Origin of the sequence: Archangium sp. (genome assembly GCF_036389735.1) — a bacterium.
Classification (GTDB): domain Bacteria; phylum Myxococcota; class Myxococcia; order Myxococcales; family Myxococcaceae; genus Archangium.
On sequence record NZ_DASVWK010000825.1, the window covers coordinates 1 to 16,230 of the forward strand.

The window sequence follows — 16,230 nt, forward strand, 5'->3', positions numbered from 1 at the left end:
GCTCGCCCGTCAGCGCCAGCATTCCCGGCAGGGCCCGCTTGAGGAAGAGCGGCACCACGGGCGCTGGACCGAGCAACTCCGCGAGCGCGGCGGCCTCGCCCGTTTCCTTGATGCGCCGCGTCTGGCGCACGATGGACGCGAGCAGCGCGCCCGGCTCGCTCCGCTCCTCGGGGAAGCTGGAGACGGTGGCGGACAGGGAGAGGTTCGCGACGACCTCGAGGCGCCAGTCCGCGGGGCGCAGGTTGGTGGGGACAAAGGTGGAGATGCGGTGGGGACGCTGACCATGGGACTGGTTCCAGCGATCGATCGTCAGGTGCAGGGCCGCGAGGAGCAGGTCGTTCACCGTGGCGCCGGGGTGGCGTTGCACCTCGAGCCGCAGGTGGACGAAGCCATACCCGGGCACGGCCTGGGCACCGTCCTCGGCGACTCGTGCGGGGGGAGCCATCCAGGCCTCGGACTGAGCCCGCATCAGCGCATCCCAGCGCACCCGCTGCTCGTGAGGGCCACGCGCCGCGAGCAATGGACGGAGGTTCCTCACCGCGAGCGGATCCACGGCGGGTAGGGCATCCGGCTCGCCGGCATAGGCCCGGACGACCGAGCGCAGGAACCGCAACGCGCCGATGCCATCGGTGGCCGTGTGGCTGGCGTGGAGCATCACCACGTCACCCGCCGGGTGCCTCGCGAGCAGCATCCGCAGTGGAGGGGACTCCTCCAGCGGGACGAACAGACTCTGAAGCCGTGCGCGCACGAGGGCGAGCGCCTCGTCGTCCCGGCACTCCGCGATGGCCAGGGGCTGGATGCCGACGGTCTCGGTGATCTCCCACGTGTACTGGAGCCGCAGGGGCGTCCAGGGAGCCTGCCGCGCGCGCGCCATGGGGTGGAGCCGCAGGGCGTGGGCCACCGCGGCGCTCAGCCGCTCCGCGTCGAGCCGGCCCGGGGCCCGCACCTCGAGCTGGATGCTGTCGGGCTCGTCCGGCCGGGAGAGGTGGAAGAAGGCCTCATCCACCTCGTTGAAGGGAGTCTCGACGTGAGGGGCCCGCATCCGGCACGCGAGTCTACGTGTATAAACGCGGGCATGTGGAGTGGATACAGGACCGCGCTCGTCACCGGCGCCTCCAGTGGCCTGGGCCGTGGGCTCGCGGCGTGGTTCGCCGTGCGAGGCGTGCGCGTCTACGCGGTGGCCCGGAGGTTGGAGCACCTCCAGACGTTGCGCGACGAGGTGGCCACCCGGGGGGGCGTGGTGGAGCCGGTGCCACTGGACGTCTCGGATGCCCGGGCCACCCACGAGCGCCTCCAGGCCCTCGAGCGCGACTCGGGCGGGTTGGACCTGGTGATCGCCAACGCCGGCGTGAGCGAGCCCACTCCCGCGCGGAAGCTGAGCTGGCCCGCGGTGGAGCGCATCCTCCAGGTGAACGTGCTGGGCGCGGCGGCGACGCTGAGCGCGGTGCTCCCGAGCATGGTGCAGCGCAACCGGGGGCACCTGGTGGGCGTCTCCTCGCTGGCCGCGTTCCGGGGGATGCCGTCGTGGGCGACGTACAGCGCCTCGAAGGCCTTCCTGTCCACGTTCCTCCAGGGCCTGAGGACGGACCTCGTCGGCACGGGACTGGCGGTGACGACGATCCACCCGGGCTACGTGCGGACGGAGATGACGGCGGACTACGGGAACCTGCCAATGGTGATGGATCCCCAGGACGCCTGCGAGCGGATGGCACAGGCCATTCTGCGCCGCGAGCCCGAGTTCAGCTTCCCGCTGCCCGCCGCGCTCATGGGCCGCTATCTGGCGATGATGCCCGATGCCATGCTCGGCTGGGCCATGAACGCGGGTTGGGGAACGCGGGAGCCCGGTGACGACCCGTGACTCCGGTGCAACATGGGCTCTCCTTGGAGGCCCGACGAAGCCCAGTGTGCTCAAGTGTTTGTCGTCAGGAGTGAGCCGGCGCCCTCGCTCTGACGCTCCCGAGGAGACCTCGCTCCGCGAGCAACTCTTGAACACGGCGACCAAGGGCAAGGTGCTCGGGCTTACGTCCGCTCAGACGCTCCGGAGTGAGGATGACGAACGTGCCCTTCTCCTCCACCGGCTCCACATGCACGGGTTCCGGCAGCGCTGGCACATCGCCACGCTGGCGCGCGAAGTACGTCACCCACCCAATGAAGGTCCCGGCCAGGCCTTCTTCGGAAATGCTGTCCCGGAAGTCTCCCGAGACGACTACCCCCCAGTCCGGCTCCCAAGCCAGCACCATTGCGCGCAGTAGCCCGGCGAGCACTGACGTCGTGAGAATCCGCTCACGCCCCGCCTCCTCCACCGGGAGATAGAGAAGCGCGCGGTTCGAGGAGCCCTCCGCATGTGCGCCACAGAAGAGCATGACCATGCCCCCCAGCTCCTCGGCCTCGTGCCCCGTCCAAGCGCCGAAGCTGAAGCCGTCCATTCCCCTCTGGTACTCCTTCTTCCCGAAGAAGCGCACGAACGTCTCTCGCGTGGGCTCGAACTGGAGCGGGGTCTCTGTCTCGGAGTCTTGCTGCTCGAACCAACGGGCATAGCTGGGGTGAACTTCAGCCAACAGGAGAAAGAATCTCTCCGCGCGCCGCGCGCACTCCTCGGCCGACTCGTGGCGACCCCCCCAATAGACACCTGCGTAGTAGGTCTCTCGCATAGGTAGTTGACCTCACGGCAGCGGCGGCGTGTGAACAATCTCGATGCCCACGATGTCGTTCTCTCGGAACAGGTTCTTGAGAATGGCAACCATCCTGGGCTCCGCAACATGCCAGCGCACCCGGAGCCCTCCCGCGAGCCGACTCTGCCGCTCAGCTTGGTCCGCCAGGCTCCTCGCACCCTTGTACTTGAACCTGGCCTTGAGGTCTTGGTCCCACCACTTCTCGTACTCGAGAGCCTTGGCTTCGAGCAGCGTGCCGGTTTTGGGATCGAATCCGTCGTACTCGACGCACTCGGCACCCCGGCAAATCTTGTAGCACCACCGCTTGGGCGCGCCCGTCACCTGAGCCTGGTAGGCCCGGGACTGCTCGGACATGCTGGCGGTGTCCTCGACCCAATGCCCAGGACCACCTACCGGGGGCCACCCGCCAGCGCCCTGGGCGCCCGTGTTGGCCATGTGCAGCACGTAGGTGGCGCTCAGCGCGTTGCCAGCAACCGCCACGGCCCCACCAACGGGCACGGCCACCAGGCGCACCGCCAGAAGGCCGTCACCAGAGAGGGAGAGCAGCGGCACGGAGAGGTGCTGGCCCAGCTTTCCTCCCCAGGAGGCCGCCTTCGCCGCCCCCGTACCCGCGGTGCCCACCATCAGCACCACGCCCGTGGCGAGGCGGGAGACGGTGCGCAACCTCTCCGCGTAGGGCCTCTGGCGGAACTCTTCCCAGAGTTGGGGCGCATTCTCGTACAGCGCGCTCAAGGCGCCTGGCAGCTGTGCCAGCCCCTCCAGTGTCTCTCCCGTGTGGTGCAGCACGAGGCAGAGCAACGCAAGCGCGACCCGCGCCCACCGTGGCACGCCCCGAAGGCTCCGCCGATCATCGAACCGCGTACCGCTGCCCCCCCCATTCAGGGCTCCAGCACTTCTTCGCCATGACGGTGGCCTTTCCCCAGGTGAACCCGCTAGGGCTTGAACGGGGACACGGCCGCCGACGGGTACACGTAGGCGTGGAGGATGGCGAGCGGTCGCCGGACGGACACATCCTCGGCGTAGGCGACGCCGATGTAGAGCCCGGGGGTGAGCGGCGCGCCCCGTCCCTCCCCTTCCAGCGGCATCCGCTGCCGCACCGACACCTGCGGCTCGCCCACGGGCGACATGGCGCCCTTGAGGTTGACCAGGGACACCTGGAGCCGGTTGCCGCCCTGCTCCGTCCAGACCTGGACGTGCGCCTCGGCGGAGATGACGCCACTGCCCTCCACGTGGACCAGATCGGTCACCGCCACCTCGAGCCCCTGCGCACTGGTGGGCGTCATCACCGCGAAGGGCCCCACGGTCTCGGAGGCCTCGTCCACCATGAGGACGACGGAGGGGATGTTCCCCGAGTACCGGGCCAGCCACTGCCAGGGGAACAGGGCCGCCGTCTGCAGGGCGTTGAGCGAGCTCATCCACGCCTCCCAGAACTGCTGGTTCCAGGCCTGGGGGTCGGCATTGCTCGTGGCAACCTTCTGGAACAGCCCGGACCAGACGAGCGCCTGTTGCTCCATGAGGTTCATGGAGACGCTCACGAGGTCATTCCAGTATTGGAAGGCGGCCCCGGAGCCGATCTCTCCGAAGTTCACATCCTTGTAATCGCCCGTCATCGCGCCCTCCTGAGGCCCGCCTCCCGCGGAGCAGCCGATTGAACCGCGTTGTCGAGCCCCTTGCCCGAGAAAGTCTCGTGGAAGCCCTCGTACATCCACAGCCCGACGACCGCCGGGGCGAGATAGGACATCGTCTGCCCGGCACCCGCCATTCCCTGGTGGGAGGTGCGCCGGGTGAGGATGTCGGAGAAGCGCACGTTCTTCTGCGCCAGCGCCACCGAGCGGGGCGCGGGCCCTCCCTTGGGGTGGTGGTACAGGACCGCCAGGAAGCCGCGATCCACGTCGACACCATTCGACGCCAGCCGCGTGAGCATCATGCTGCCCTGGCAGGAGTAGAGCGAATAGCTCATCCAGACAAGGCCCAGCTCGTCTCCGTCCTCCGTCCACCGGTGCTGGCGGAAGTCGATGTTCAGGTAGTTCTGCACGGCGGAGATGGAGGCCGCGTTCCAGTTCCACTCGGCGAACTCGTAGAGGTTGCCCTTCCAGCTCGTGCCGAGCGGAGAGCCCTCGGTCGGCTGGAAGCGGCCCTCCACCAGCGCCACCTGCGTCGAGGCCCGCCAGAACGCGGACCGCAGGGCCCAGGTACGCGGGTCGGACATCCAGGCGATGCTGTCGAAGTCGAGCTGGGAACTCGTGGCGACCGTGACGGTCGTGACGAGCGAGTTGAGGTCGAGGAACGCGGAAGACAGCGACTCCTCCTGCTCATCCACCGCCTCGAGGAGCGGCAGCAACTCCTCGCGGCTGGGGAGCTGATCCGGTCCGCGCCGCGCGAGGTCGGCGACCTGACGGATGAGGATCTCCTCACTGTCCGTGGGTGCCTCGAGCGCGAACTCCCGCGAGGCACGCCCCCGGTGGCGCTTCTCGTTGACGTGCGTCCAGAGCGCCTCCTCTTGCTCCTCGCCGAGGAGCGACCGGGAGTAACCGCGCAGCTGGCGCTGAAGGCCCGTGTCGGCCGTGCCCGCCGCGGTGGACACCAACCGCCGCGAGGCGACGCGGACGGCCTTCGCGTCCACCTGGGGAGAGACCCGCGAGATGGTCCGGAGGGCCTCTCGGAGGGGCATCGGCCGCATCGACGGCGGAAGGAAGCGCGCCACCTCCGCGCCACCCCGGTGCGTGTTCGTGAAAACACTCAACAAGGCGGACCGGTACTGGGACCGCATGGACTCGGGAAGGGCCTGGGGCTCGGGCACGGGGCATCTAACACGCCACTTCGAGAGCCACGCAAGCCAAGGGCTGCCCTAGGCTGCGCCCTCGCATGCCACTCTCCGAGCCGTTCCTCATCTATGGTGCGACGGGCTACACGGGCCGGTTGCTGGCCCGCATGGCGCGAGAGCGAGGGCTCCGCCCCGTGCTCAGCGCGAGGAACGAGCCCCGGTTGGCGGCGCTCGCCACGGAGCTGGGGCTGGAGTACCGCGTGGCGCACCTGGAGTCCGGGTTGGATGAGGCACTGCGTGACATGCGTGCCGTGGTTCATGCCGCCGGCCCATTCGGCGCTACCTGGCGTCCCATGGTGGAGGCCTGTCTGCGCGCGGGCTGCCACTACCTCGACCTGAGTGGCGAGTGGGCGGCCATCGAGGGCGTGCGCCAGTACGATCGCGAAGCCCGGGCGCGTGGGGTGATGCTCATGCCCGCCACGGGCTTCGACGTCGTCCCCTCGGACTGCCTCGCATTGCACGTGGCCCGCCGACTGCCCGGGGCCCGGCGCCTGCGCCTCGCCGTGTCCGGATTGGACCTCATCTCCCGGGGCTCGGTGAAGACGCTGGTCGAGTTCGCCGGCCAGGAGCTTCGCGTGCGCCGGAACGGCGAGCTGCTCGGGCTTCCACCGGGCTCGCTCCAACGCGCGTTCGACTTCGGCGCGGGCCTGCGCCCCTGCCTCGCCTTGAGCTGGGCCGACCTCAGCACCGCCTGGTACACGACGGGCATTCCGGACATCGAGGTCTACTACGAGGCCAACCCGCTCCTGCGGATGAACCTCGCGGCCAACCAGTGGCTCGGAGGGCTCCTCGGCTCATCGGCGGGACGCGCCTGGCTGGAGCTCTTCACCCAGAACCTCCCCGAGGGCCCGGCGGAAGCGGAGCGTGTGGGGCGCCATGGCCACGTGGTGGCCGAGGTGGAAGACGGCGTGGGCCGGAGCGCGCGCGGTCGGCTGCGGACACCGGAGGCCTACCATTTCACCTGTGTAACCTCGCTGGCCATCACCGAGCGGGTGCTCGCGGGAGACGTGGAGCCCGGATTCCAGACGCCCGCCCGCGTCTACGGCCCGGACTTCGTCCTCACCCTCCCCGGCGTCACGCGCGAGGACTTCTGACCCGGGTTGACAGTTGTCCCGACCCAGGTCATGGAATGCCCGCGAAATGAGTAATCAACGGCCGATCGAGGTCGCGATCATCGGCGGTGGTTGTGCGGGAATGACCGCCGCGTTCGAGCTGACGCGACCCGAGCATGTCGGCAAGTACCGCGTCACCGTGTACCAATTGGGTTGGAGGACCGGAGGCAAGGGTGCCTCGGGCCGGGGTCCCGCGGATCGCATCCACGAGCATGGTCTGCACCTGTGGATGGGCTTCTACGAGAACGCGTTCCGCGTGATGCGTGAGTGCTACGCGGAGCTGAAGAGAGACCCCACGAAGTGCCACATCGCCGACTGGCGTGATGCCTTCATGCCGGACCACTTCTCGGGCGTGGCGGACTGGTCCCCCAGCGGGCGCTGGTTGCCGTGGAAGGTCAACCTGCCCCCATTCGAGGGGATGCCGGGGGACCCTGGCAACCAGCTGCCGCGCTGGACCGTCGCCGACTACCTCGCGCGGAGCCTCACCCTGGTGCGCACGCTGCTGACGGCGGTGCAGCACCACGAAGGCTCCGCTCCGACCACCGCGGGCCCCGGCACCGTCGGGGTGGGCACGCCCGAGGCGCTGTTGGAGGATGTGTCGCGCCTGCTCAAGTACGGCCAGCTCGCCACGCTCGCGGCGGTCGTCGAGGCGCTGGGGCTGGTGGAGTCGGTGCTCGGGGTGTTGCCCCGCTTCCCCGAGAGCGTGCTCGTGCGCTTCCTGGATGCGCTCTCCACGGCGGCGCGCGGCCAACTGGAGAAGGTCACCGAGAAGGACGACGAGCTGCGCCGGCTCTGGGAGATCATCGAGCTGGTGCTGGCGGTGGTGCGCGGCAGCATCCGCTTCCGGCTGCTGACGGACGCGCGCGGCTTCGAGGCGATCGACGACTACGACTGCCGGGAGTGGCTGCGCCTCAACGGGGCTTCCGAGCGCGCCATCAACAGCGCCTTCGTGCGCGCGCTCTACGACCTGGCCTTCGCCTATGAGGACGGTGACTTCTCGCGCCCGCGGATCGCCGCCGGGCAGGCCGTGCGAGGCGCGCTCCGGGCGTTCTTCACCTACCGGGGCGCCTTCTTCTTCAAGATGCGCTCGGGCATGGGCGACATCGTCTTCGCCCCCTTCTACGAGGTGCTCCAGCGCCGGGGGGTCCGCTTCGAGTTCTTCCACCGGCTGGAGAACGTGAAGCTGGTGGACGCCTCGCGCCTGAAGCCGGGCGAGCGCCCCTACGTGGAGGCGCTGGAGTTCGACGTCCAGGCGAAGGTGAAGGGCGGCGGCGAGTACCAGCCCCTGGTGGACGTGCGCGGGCTGCCCTGTTGGCCCGCGGAGCCCGATTACGCGCAGCTCGTCGAGGGTCAGCGCCTGAAGCAGGAGGGCTGGAAGTTCGAGTCGCACTGGGACAAGCGCAAGGCGGAGACGAAGGTGCTGCGGGTGGGCGAGGGCTTCGACTTCGTGGTGCTCGCGGTGGGCGGTGGCGCGGTCAAGCACCTGACGAAGGAGCTGGTGGAGCGGGACTCGCGCTGGCGCGAGATGGTCGAGCGGGTGAAGAGCGTCCCCACGCAGGCCTTCCAGATCTGGATGAACGCGGGGATGCGGGAACTCGGCTGGAACGAGCCGCCGATCAACATCTCGGGCTTCGTGGAGCCCTTCGACACGTGGGCGGACATGAGCCACCTGGCGTCGGAGGAGAGCTGGCCGAGGCCTCCGGGGGCGATCGCCTACTTCTGTAGCGCGCTGCCGGACGTCCCCGAGGCGGAGCGGAAGAGCCCCTCCTTCCCCGAGGCCCAGCACGAGAAGGTCCGGCGCGATGCCGTCCGGTTCCTCAACCGGGACATCGTGCACCTGTGGCCCCGCGCCCACCTCGAACCGGGCGAGTTCCGCTGGGAGCTGCTGATGGACCCCGCCGAGGCACCGGGGAGCGCGCCGCGGTCCCTGGGCGAGGCCCGGTTCGCCTCGCAGTACTGGACGGCGAACGTGAACCCCACGGATCGGTACACGCTGTCGCTGCCCGGCAGCCTGCGCTACCGCATCTCTCCGCTCGACAACACCTACGACAACTTCACCGTCGCCGGAGACTGGACCGACTGCGGCTTCAACGAGGGGTGCGTCGAGGCTGCCGTCATGTCCGGGCGGCTGGCGGCCCACGCCCTCTCGGGACTGCCACGGCTGGAAGACATCGTCGGTTTCGATCATCCCTAGGCCTCTCCGAAGAAAGTCACCATGGATTCCCACGACCGAGTGAAGAGGTCCGAGCCGCAACGCACGCGTCCCGTCCGCAACTGGTGGACGCTCTTCGGGCCTCCTGGCTCCGTCCCCACCTCCGGCCCGGGGATGCCCGGGATGCCGCCCATGCCCGGGATGCCTCCCATGCCCGGAATGCCGGGGATGCCTCCCATGCCGGGCATGCCTCGCGCGGCCGCTGGAGGAGACCCCGTCTCGCAGGGCGTGCAGATGGGCTACCGGGTCATCGAGGAGTACATGCGCCAGGGTCAGAACGTGGCCCGCATGTTCGGCATGCCGTACACCGGCGGCGCCATGCCCGGCTTCGCGGCCCCTGGCTCCGCTGCCCCCGGTGGCCCTCCGATGGAAGCACTGTTCCGCAGCTTCTCGGAGTTCATGAACATGTGGATGCAGGTGATGGGCGCGCGCGCGCCGTCGGGCCATGCGGGCCCCTTCGCCATGGGTGAGCCTCCCCCCGCGCCCCAGCAGGCTCCAGTCCCCGTCTCCCAGCAGGCCGACAGTCAGGTGGCGCTGACCCTGGAGCTGGAGTCGCCTCGGCGTACCGAGGTCTCCTTCGATCTGCGCGCACGCGCGCTCGGCCTGCCACTGGTGGTGCACGACCTGCGCGCCCCCGAGGCGGACAAGCCCCGCATCACCGGCGTGGGGCTCGAGACGGTGCCGGAAGAGGAGCGGCTCGTGCTGCGCCTGCGCATCCCGGCGGAGCAGCCTCCCGGCATCTACAGCGGCATCATCCTCGACGAGCGGACCAGCCTGCCGCGCGGCACGCTCACCGTGCGACTCGCTCCCTAGCCGCCACGCGCATGACCGCCACGCCCGCCTCGGCCCTCGTCCAGAAGCTGCTCGACGAATACGGCACCGCCACGCGCGAGCGCCTCCGCGAGTACCTGCGTGGCCGGCGGCCCCACCATGAGTTGTACGAGCTCGTGGCGGACTACCCCGAGCGGGGTGGCCGCTCCCTACGGGCCAGCCTGTGCCTCGCCTCGGCGCGCGCGTTCGGGGCCTCGGCCGCGGACGCGCTGAACTCGGCGGTGGCCCTGGAGCTGATGCACAACGCCTTCCTCGTCCACGACGACGTGGAGGACGAGAGCGAGGAGCGGCGCGGACGCCCCACCCTGCACCTGCGCCATGGCATCCCCATCGCGGTGAACGTGGGGGACGCGCTCGCCGTGCTCAGCCTGCGCCCGCTGCTCGACAACGTGGCCGGCCTCGGCTCGCAGCTCGCCCTGCGGGTGCTGGAGGAGGCCGAGCGCATGGCCCGCGAGTCCGTGGAGGGCCAGGCCCTGGAGCTGTGGTGGCGCCAGCGCAACGTCGTGGCGCTCGAGGAGACGCACTACCTGGAGATGGTCCTCAAGAAGACGTGCTGGTACACGACCATCTATCCCATCCGGATCGGCGCGCTGATCGGCACGCGCGACGGCGTGGACCTGGATCGCTTCCTGCGCTTCGGCTTCTTCGTCGGCGCCGCGTTCCAGATCCAGGATGACCTGCTCAACCTGGTGGGCGATCCCCAGCGCTACGGCAAGGAGCTGAACGGGGACCTCTGGGAGGGCAAGCGCACGTTGATGCTCATCCACCTGTTCGGCGCCGCGAATGCCGTGGACCGGGCGCGGCTGGCGCGGGTGCTCGGCATGCCCCGGGCGGAGCGTACCTCGGAGCATATCCAGTGGGTCCGCGAGCGGATGGACGCCTATGGCTCCCTCGAGCACGCGCGGCAGGTGGCCCACGGGCTCGCCGGGGCGGCCCTGCACGAGTTCTCGCTCGCCTTCGCCGAGGTGCCGGACTCGCCGGACAGGCGCTTCCTGGAGGCGCTGCCCGCCTGGGTCATCGAGCGAGCCTGAGCGCCCTGGCCTCCGGCAACGGACCGGTTTGAGGAGGCGGGAGCCGACCGAGGCTCAGGGCCGCGCGCTGCTCGTGGAGGGCGCCACCAAACTCGCGCGCCACCTCCACCGCCCGCAGCAAGGAGGCACGCGCCTCTTCCACCTTGCCCTGCTGGAGCAGCATCTCCCCTTCCAGGCGCCGCAGCTCCGGAATGCTGTTGCGGGTCAGGTTCACCTCGGCCAGCGCGAGCGCCTCCCTCACGGCCGCCAGCCCTTCGTCGAGCTTCCCGCCGAGCAGGTACGCCCAGGCCACGCGCACCGTGAGGTAGGAGTCGTTCACCAGGCTGCCGACGAGCCGGAGGAACCCCAGCCCCTCCTGAATCTCCGTGAGTCCCTTCTGGATGTCGCCGTGCTGAACGGCGAGCCAGCCGAGGCTGCACTTCGCGTTGGCCTCGAAGAAGAAGAACCCGTTCTGGCGGCCAACGGCCGTGGTGCGCTCCCCCCACTCGCGCAGCAGCTCCAGGTCACCCGCCTCGTAGGCGACCACGCAGCTCATCATGTAGGCGATGCCGATGGCGTACGGGTGCCCCGACTCCTCGGCGAGCGCGATGGCCTCCTTGCAGTGGCCCAGGCCCTCCGTCACGTAGCCCTGGATGACCTCGCACGAGGCGTAGAGGGTGTAGGCGTAGAGCAGGCACTCGGCGGCGAAGGCCCTCGAACCATTCCGGGTGCTGCCCCCACTACCGCCCCGGAGCAGGGCGAGGATCTCCCGGGCGCAGCCACGCGCCTCGACCAGTTCCTTGGCTGCCCTGCCATGCTTCGCGCTCTCGGCATAGTCGCCGCGCCAGAAGGACCACGTGGAGAGCGAAGCGTGGGCCACCACCAGGTCGACCGGGTCGTTGCTCGTCTCGACGAGGCGGCGGAAGTACGGGACGAGCCGCTCCGTGCCCTCGCGATCTCCGCGGACCAGGGAGAATCCCCAGATGCCCCAGAACACGTGCAGGGGGATGTCGCCGTACTGCGTGCACAGCTCGCGGGCGCGCACGTAGACGTCCTCGACTTCCTTCGTCGCGTACCCGCGCGTGGCGATCAACGCCAGGCCCAGATCGGCCCGGACGGCGATCTCCAGCTGATCCCTCTCGCGCGAGGACGGGATGAGGGCGAGCTGCTCCAGCGCCCGGGTGAGGTGGCTGATGGCCTCGGAGAAGGCGGACCGGGCGGTGGCCTGCTGGCTGGCGCGCTGCCACTGGCCCACGGCCTGCTCCGCCAGACCCGCGCCCGTGTAGTGGTGCGCCAGGAGCTCCGGCTGCGTCTCGGCGATCTCCGGGAAGCGCCGGGTGAGCGCCTGGACGATGCGCTCGTGGTAGCGCTGGCGCGTGCTGCGCAGCAGCGACTGGTACGCCGCGTCCTGGATGAGCGCATGCTTGAAGAGGTACGTCGCATGGGGGGGCTGGCCCTCGCGCAGCAGCAGCCCGGCCTCCTCCATGCGGCGCAGCTCGCGCAGCAGCGTCTCCTCATCCATGCTGGAGATGGCCCGGAGCATCTCGTAGCTGAACTCGCGGCCCAGCGTCGCCGCGAGCTGCGCCAGCGCCTTGCCAGGGCTGAGCTGGTCCAGGCGGGCCATCAGCGAGTCCTGCACCGTGGCGGGAATCGCGTCCGCGGCCAGCACGCCCACCAGCTCCAACCGGCCATCCTTCTTGCGCACCAGTCCGGAGCCCAGCAGCGCCTTCATGATCTCTTCCACGAAGAGCGGGATGCCGTCGGCCTTCTTCAGCACCTGCTGGAGCACCTCGGGAGGCACCACGAGGTTGCCGGCGACCTCGCGGGCGATCAGCTCCGCGTGCTCACGGCCGAGGCGCTCCAGGGTCACCTCGGCGAGGCGCTCCGGCTTCTGCCAGGAGGCTCGGAACTCGGGACGGGAGGTGAGCAGGGTGAAGACACCCGGGGCGGGCTCGCGCGCGAGCAGTTGGATGAACTCCAGCGTGGACGGGTCCGCCCAGTGGAGGTCCTCCAGGACGAAGAGCACCGGCTGCCGTGCCGCCAGCCGGGACAACCACGTGCGCAGGGCCTCGAAGGTGGACTGGCGCAGCCTCTGGGGAAGCAGCTCGGGCAGGGTGTAGAGCCCCTCGGGCGCGATGGATAGCAGCGAGGCCAGCAGCGGGAGCGCGTCGGTGCTCTCCATCCCGCAGTGCGCCAGCTCCGCCCACAGCTTGTGGAAGCGCCCACTCGCCGAGGGCTCCTCGGAGAACCCCAGCCGCCGCTCCAGCAACTCAATGATGGGGAAGAGCGAGCTGCTCTGGTGGTAGGTCGAGCCGCGACCCTCCAGCAGCAGGTGGGGCGCCTCCCAGAGCGCCTCCTTCAACACCAGCAGGTGCCGCGACTTGCCAATGCCCGCCTCGCCCGAGAGCAGCACGAGGGGGCTGCCCCCCTGCCGCGTCTCGCCCCAGCGTTCGAGCAGCACCGCCAGCTCCTGGCTCCGCCCCACGAACGAGCACAGCCGCGCCGAGAGGCCGAGCTCCATGCGGTGGGAGGCACCACTCTCGCCGAGCACCTGGTGCACGGAGACCTGGTGCGACAGGCCCTTGAGGGTGCGGGGGCCGAGTTCCCGGCTGGTGAAGTAGCCCTGCGTCATCTGGTACGTGACCTGGCTGATGAGCATGGTGCCGGGCTCGGCCAGGGTTTGCAGCCGCGCGGCCAGGTTCGGCGTCTCACCCAGCGCCAGTCGCTCCTGGCGCTGCACGCCGCCCACCTCGCCCACCACCACCGACCCCGTGTGGATGCCGATGCGGACGCTCAGATCCACCCCGTGCCTGGCCTTCACCCTGGGCGACAGCCGCGCCATGGCCTCGAGGATGCCCAGGCCCGCGCTCACCGCTCGGCGCGCCTCGTCCTCGTGCGCGATCGGGTAGCCGAAGTACACCAGCAGCCCATCGCCCAGGTACTGGGCCACATACCCCTCGAAGCGGCGGATGACCTCGGTGCTCGCCGAGTGGTACTCCTGGAGCACCTCGTGCAGATCCTCGGGATCCAACTTCTCCGCGAAGGCCGTCGAGCCGACGAGATCACAGAAGAGCACCGTCAACTGGCGCCGCTCGGCTTCGGCCGGGCGCGCGGCGAACGAGACCCCCTGGGCCGTACCGCACTGGCCACAGAACTTCGCCTTCGGGGGGTTCTTGAATCCGCACTGAGCGCACGCGGCTGACAGCGGAACTCCGCACTCGGTGCAGAACTTCAGACCATCCGGAATCTCGGAATCGCACCTGGAGCAGATCATCAGTCGGACATTCCACCAGAACCGGAGAGGGCGGACAACCCGGTTCAGCGAAGGGCGACGCTGCGACCCCGCCAGTCGGCGGCGCTCCACCGCTGGAAGGCGCCCAGGCCCCCCGGGTTGTCGGCGCTCTTCTCGGGCATCAGCGTCTCCCGCTTGAGCACCTGGAAGGAGGACTTGATGCGCCCTTCCACCAGGGCCTCGCGAGCCACCAGCACGCGTGAGCCGTCCGGGGAGAAGCCGGCGAGCTCCACGTATCCCAGGAGCGGCTCGGTCGCCGCGGGCGCCAGGGTGTCCAGCGTCCACCCTCCCCCCTCCTGGTGGAAGATCCACAGCTCGGTCCAGCCCTCCAGCATCTGCACCGCCACCGCTACCGCCGAGCCCTGGGCGGAGCGTCGCACGGAGCCCGGCCACACCAGCCCGTAGGTGCAGCGCTCGGACAGTGTCTCCTTGGGGGCCTTCGCGTCCATCAGGCGCAGGCAGGTCTCCCCCGGCTGGCCCCGGGTCAGTTCGAGGAGGGGCCCGGACCCCGACTGCTCCACGACGGGCTCGGATGCCCAACGCGAGGCGCCCACCCGCACCGCGACCGTCGCGTAGGCCTGCGTGTCCTCCTCGGCCAGTTCCGCCTTCAGCACGCTCGCCAGCGAGTCCACCGCCCGCGCGCTGGCCTTCGCGCCCCGCTGGGCCTCGCCCCGGCGGGAGAGCTGGAAGGCCAGGAGCGCGGACACCTCGGCGCGGCGCAGGTGGAGCCGGTTGGCCAGGTACGCCGGCAGCCGACCCGCGTCCACCTGCTCCAGCACCGAGCTCCGCCACTCATTGAGGGCCTGCTGCTCCGTGGGACCGAGCGCCGGGTCGATGCACTCGGGCCGTGTCAGGGCGAGCGCGGCGCGGGCTCGCTCCGTGGGACTGCCCCCGAGCGCCAGCACGCGGCGGAAGGCCTCGCCGTCGTAGCAGACACGGGTGCGGCCCTCGCGCTCGAAGCTGACGAGCTTCACCCCAGAGCTGGCCGCCACGTCGAGGTGCGCCGCCAGGGCCACGTCATTGGTCCTGTTGGAGGTGGCACGCCGGGCCAGCCGGTCCGCCAGGGTGCCCAGGGCATCGAAGAGCTCCGGCCCGACCTGGGAGGCGGGGGCCGCGCGCAACAGCGCCGCCGCGTAGCCGATGCCCAGCGCCTCCGCGCCCGGCGTGTCCTCGAGGAAGCGCACCACCGCCTGGAGTTGCGCCACGCTCGCCTCGTCCAGACGGTAGATGCGCACCTGGTGCTCGCGCACGTAGCCGGGCCGCTCGCGGCGGTGGTCGTAGACCTGGATGAACCCCTGCTTCTCCCCTCGGACCTCGAGCCACTCGCCCTGCCAGAGGGTGGCCTGACGGGGAGCGGAGTCCTGTGGCGCGGCGCGCAGGGGCGCCTGGTCCTGCACCACGAGGGCGATGACGACGAGCGTGGCGAGCATGCGCCTACTCCTCGGAGTCCGTGGTGTCGGAGACGGCGGCGCCCGCGGACCGGGGCTCCTGGGGCTGGCCCAGGAGGTTGCCGGCGATGAACCCACCGGTATGAGGCGGCGCGATGATGACCTGGATCTTGTCGGACAGCTTGTCCGCGAGCGTCTTCTGGATGAGCAGCGGGTTGCGGCTGATCAGCGCGGCGTCGCGAGCGAGCTGCTCGGAAGCGGCCTTGCCGGTGACCTCGACGCGGTAGGCATCGGACTCGGCGAGCTTGCGCCGGGCATCCGCCTCGCCAGCGGCCTCGATGCGGTGGGCCTCGGCCTCGGCGGTGGCCTGGGTGATACGGGAGATCTTCGAGGCCTCGGCCTCCAACCGGCGCTGTTCGATCTCCTTTTCCTTGAAGGGCAGGACGTGGCGCATGGCCTCCGCCCTGGCCTTGGCGGCGATGATCTCCTCGTTGCCGGCGGCCTCGGCGGCCTTCTCGCGCCGGACCTTGTCCGCCTCGGCCTCCAGCGCGGACTGCCTCACCTGCTTGTCCTTGAGCTCCAGGGTGTAGCGCATCTTCTCCGAGTTCAGCTCCTCGGTGAGCAGCGACTCCATGCCGGTGCGGTACTGCTGCGGCAGGTCCACGTTGCCCAGGGTGACCGAGCGGACGATGACGCCATCCTCGCTCAGCAGGGGCGAGAGATCGGCGAGGATGTCCTTCTGGATCCGCACGCGCTGGGTGGAGAAGATCTCCCGGACCGTGTGCTGGGCGAAGTGGCGGCGGAGCACGCCGTCGATGGCCGGCTCGACGATGTCCCGGCCGATGTCCTCGGGGAGCCTGGCGGCCAGGGAGGGAATCCGCGCCGGGTC

The 16,230-nt window shown here is 70.1% G+C and carries 13 protein-coding genes; 5 read left to right on the forward strand and 8 right to left on the reverse strand.

Going from position 1 to position 16,230, the window contains the following annotated elements:
• Window positions 1–1,042: hypothetical protein (locus tag VF794_RS29410; protein WP_331116122.1), on the reverse strand; the 1,042-nt coding region annotated here is incomplete at its 3' end.
• A gap of 33 nt (window positions 1,043–1,075) precedes the next feature.
• On the opposite strand from VF794_RS29410, the gene VF794_RS29415 reads away from it, so the two are divergent.
• Entirely contained in the window at window positions 1,076–1,858 is a 783-nt protein-coding gene (locus VF794_RS29415) for an SDR family NAD(P)-dependent oxidoreductase (RefSeq protein WP_331116124.1), read from the forward strand.
• 64 nt (window positions 1,859–1,922) lie between these two features.
• Here the strand turns inward: VF794_RS29415 and VF794_RS29420 are convergent, their stop codons facing one another.
• From VF794_RS29420 to VF794_RS29435, 4 genes are all read right to left on the reverse strand, one after another.
• Window positions 1,923–2,651, reverse strand: a complete 729-nt coding sequence (locus tag VF794_RS29420) for an immunity 52 family protein (protein WP_331116126.1) — start codon at window positions 2,649–2,651, stop codon at window positions 1,923–1,925.
• A gap of 12 nt (window positions 2,652–2,663) precedes the next feature.
• Window positions 2,664–3,500, reverse strand: a complete 837-nt coding sequence (locus VF794_RS29425; protein ID WP_331116127.1) for a Tox-REase-5 domain-containing protein — start codon at window positions 3,498–3,500, stop codon at window positions 2,664–2,666.
• Between the two features lie 104 nt (window positions 3,501–3,604).
• Complete coding sequence (locus tag VF794_RS29430; RefSeq protein ID WP_331116129.1) at window positions 3,605–4,282, reverse strand: hypothetical protein; 678 nt, start codon at window positions 4,280–4,282, stop codon at window positions 3,605–3,607.
• Window positions 4,279–5,343, reverse strand: a complete 1,065-nt coding sequence (locus tag VF794_RS29435) for a hypothetical protein (protein WP_331116131.1) — start codon at window positions 5,341–5,343, stop codon at window positions 4,279–4,281. Before VF794_RS29435 ends, VF794_RS29430 begins: the two co-directional genes overlap by 4 nt.
• Before the next feature lie 194 nt (window positions 5,344–5,537).
• On the opposite strand from VF794_RS29435, the gene VF794_RS29440 reads away from it, so the two are divergent.
• Genes VF794_RS29440 through VF794_RS29455 form a run of 4 tightly spaced genes read left to right on the forward strand, consistent with a single transcriptional unit; the run spans window position 5,538 to window position 10,682 of the window.
• Window positions 5,538–6,590, forward strand: coding sequence for a saccharopine dehydrogenase family protein (locus tag VF794_RS29440; protein ID WP_331116133.1), 1,053 nt, complete (start codon window positions 5,538–5,540; stop codon window positions 6,588–6,590).
• A gap of 46 nt (window positions 6,591–6,636) precedes the next feature.
• On the forward strand, window positions 6,637–8,802 hold the full coding sequence (locus VF794_RS29445) for an NAD(P)-binding protein (protein ID WP_331116135.1): 2,166 nt from the start codon (window positions 6,637–6,639) through the stop codon (window positions 8,800–8,802).
• 21 nt (window positions 8,803–8,823) lie between these two features.
• Window positions 8,824–9,633 (forward strand): hypothetical protein, encoded by an 810-nt coding sequence (locus VF794_RS29450; RefSeq protein WP_331116137.1) that lies wholly within the window; start codon window positions 8,824–8,826, stop codon window positions 9,631–9,633.
• Between the two features lie 11 nt (window positions 9,634–9,644).
• On the forward strand, window positions 9,645–10,682 hold the full coding sequence (locus VF794_RS29455) for a polyprenyl synthetase family protein (protein ID WP_331116139.1): 1,038 nt from the start codon (window positions 9,645–9,647) through the stop codon (window positions 10,680–10,682).
• Here the strand turns inward: VF794_RS29455 and VF794_RS29460 are convergent.
• From VF794_RS29460 to VF794_RS29470, 3 genes are all read right to left on the reverse strand, one after another.
• Window positions 10,666–13,935, reverse strand: a complete 3,270-nt coding sequence (locus VF794_RS29460) for an adenylate/guanylate cyclase domain-containing protein (protein WP_331116141.1) — start codon at window positions 13,933–13,935, stop codon at window positions 10,666–10,668. The two genes, VF794_RS29455 and VF794_RS29460, sit on opposite strands and share 17 nt — an antisense overlap.
• Before the next feature lie 44 nt (window positions 13,936–13,979).
• On the reverse strand, window positions 13,980–15,383 hold the full coding sequence (locus VF794_RS29465; RefSeq protein WP_331116143.1) for a hypothetical protein: 1,404 nt from the start codon (window positions 15,381–15,383) through the stop codon (window positions 13,980–13,982).
• A 4-nt stretch (window positions 15,384–15,387) separates the two neighbouring features.
• Window positions 15,388–16,230: SPFH domain-containing protein (locus VF794_RS29470; protein WP_331116145.1), on the reverse strand; the 843-nt coding region annotated here is incomplete at its 5' end.

Coding starts and splice junctions, on each gene's coding strand:
- VF794_RS29415 (WP_331116124.1), top strand. CDS start 1,076: ATGTGGAGTGGATACAGGACCGCGCTCGTCACCGGCGCCTCCAGTGGC.
- VF794_RS29420 (WP_331116126.1), bottom strand. CDS start 2,651: ATGCGAGAGACCTACTACGCAGGTGTCTATTGGGGGGGTCGCCACGAG.
- VF794_RS29430 (WP_331116129.1), bottom strand. CDS start 4,282: ATGACGGGCGATTACAAGGATGTGAACTTCGGAGAGATCGGCTCCGGG.
- VF794_RS29435 (WP_331116131.1), bottom strand. CDS start 5,343: ATGCCCCTCCGAGAGGCCCTCCGGACCATCTCGCGGGTCTCTCCCCAG.
- VF794_RS29440 (WP_331116133.1), top strand. CDS start 5,538: ATGCCACTCTCCGAGCCGTTCCTCATCTATGGTGCGACGGGCTACACG.
- VF794_RS29445 (WP_331116135.1), top strand. CDS start 6,637: ATGAGTAATCAACGGCCGATCGAGGTCGCGATCATCGGCGGTGGTTGT.
- VF794_RS29450 (WP_331116137.1), top strand. CDS start 8,824: ATGGATTCCCACGACCGAGTGAAGAGGTCCGAGCCGCAACGCACGCGT.
- VF794_RS29455 (WP_331116139.1), top strand. CDS start 9,645: ATGACCGCCACGCCCGCCTCGGCCCTCGTCCAGAAGCTGCTCGACGAA.
- VF794_RS29460 (WP_331116141.1), bottom strand. CDS start 13,935: ATGATCTGCTCCAGGTGCGATTCCGAGATTCCGGATGGTCTGAAGTTC.
- VF794_RS29465 (WP_331116143.1), bottom strand. CDS start 15,383: ATGCTCGCCACGCTCGTCGTCATCGCCCTCGTGGTGCAGGACCAGGCG.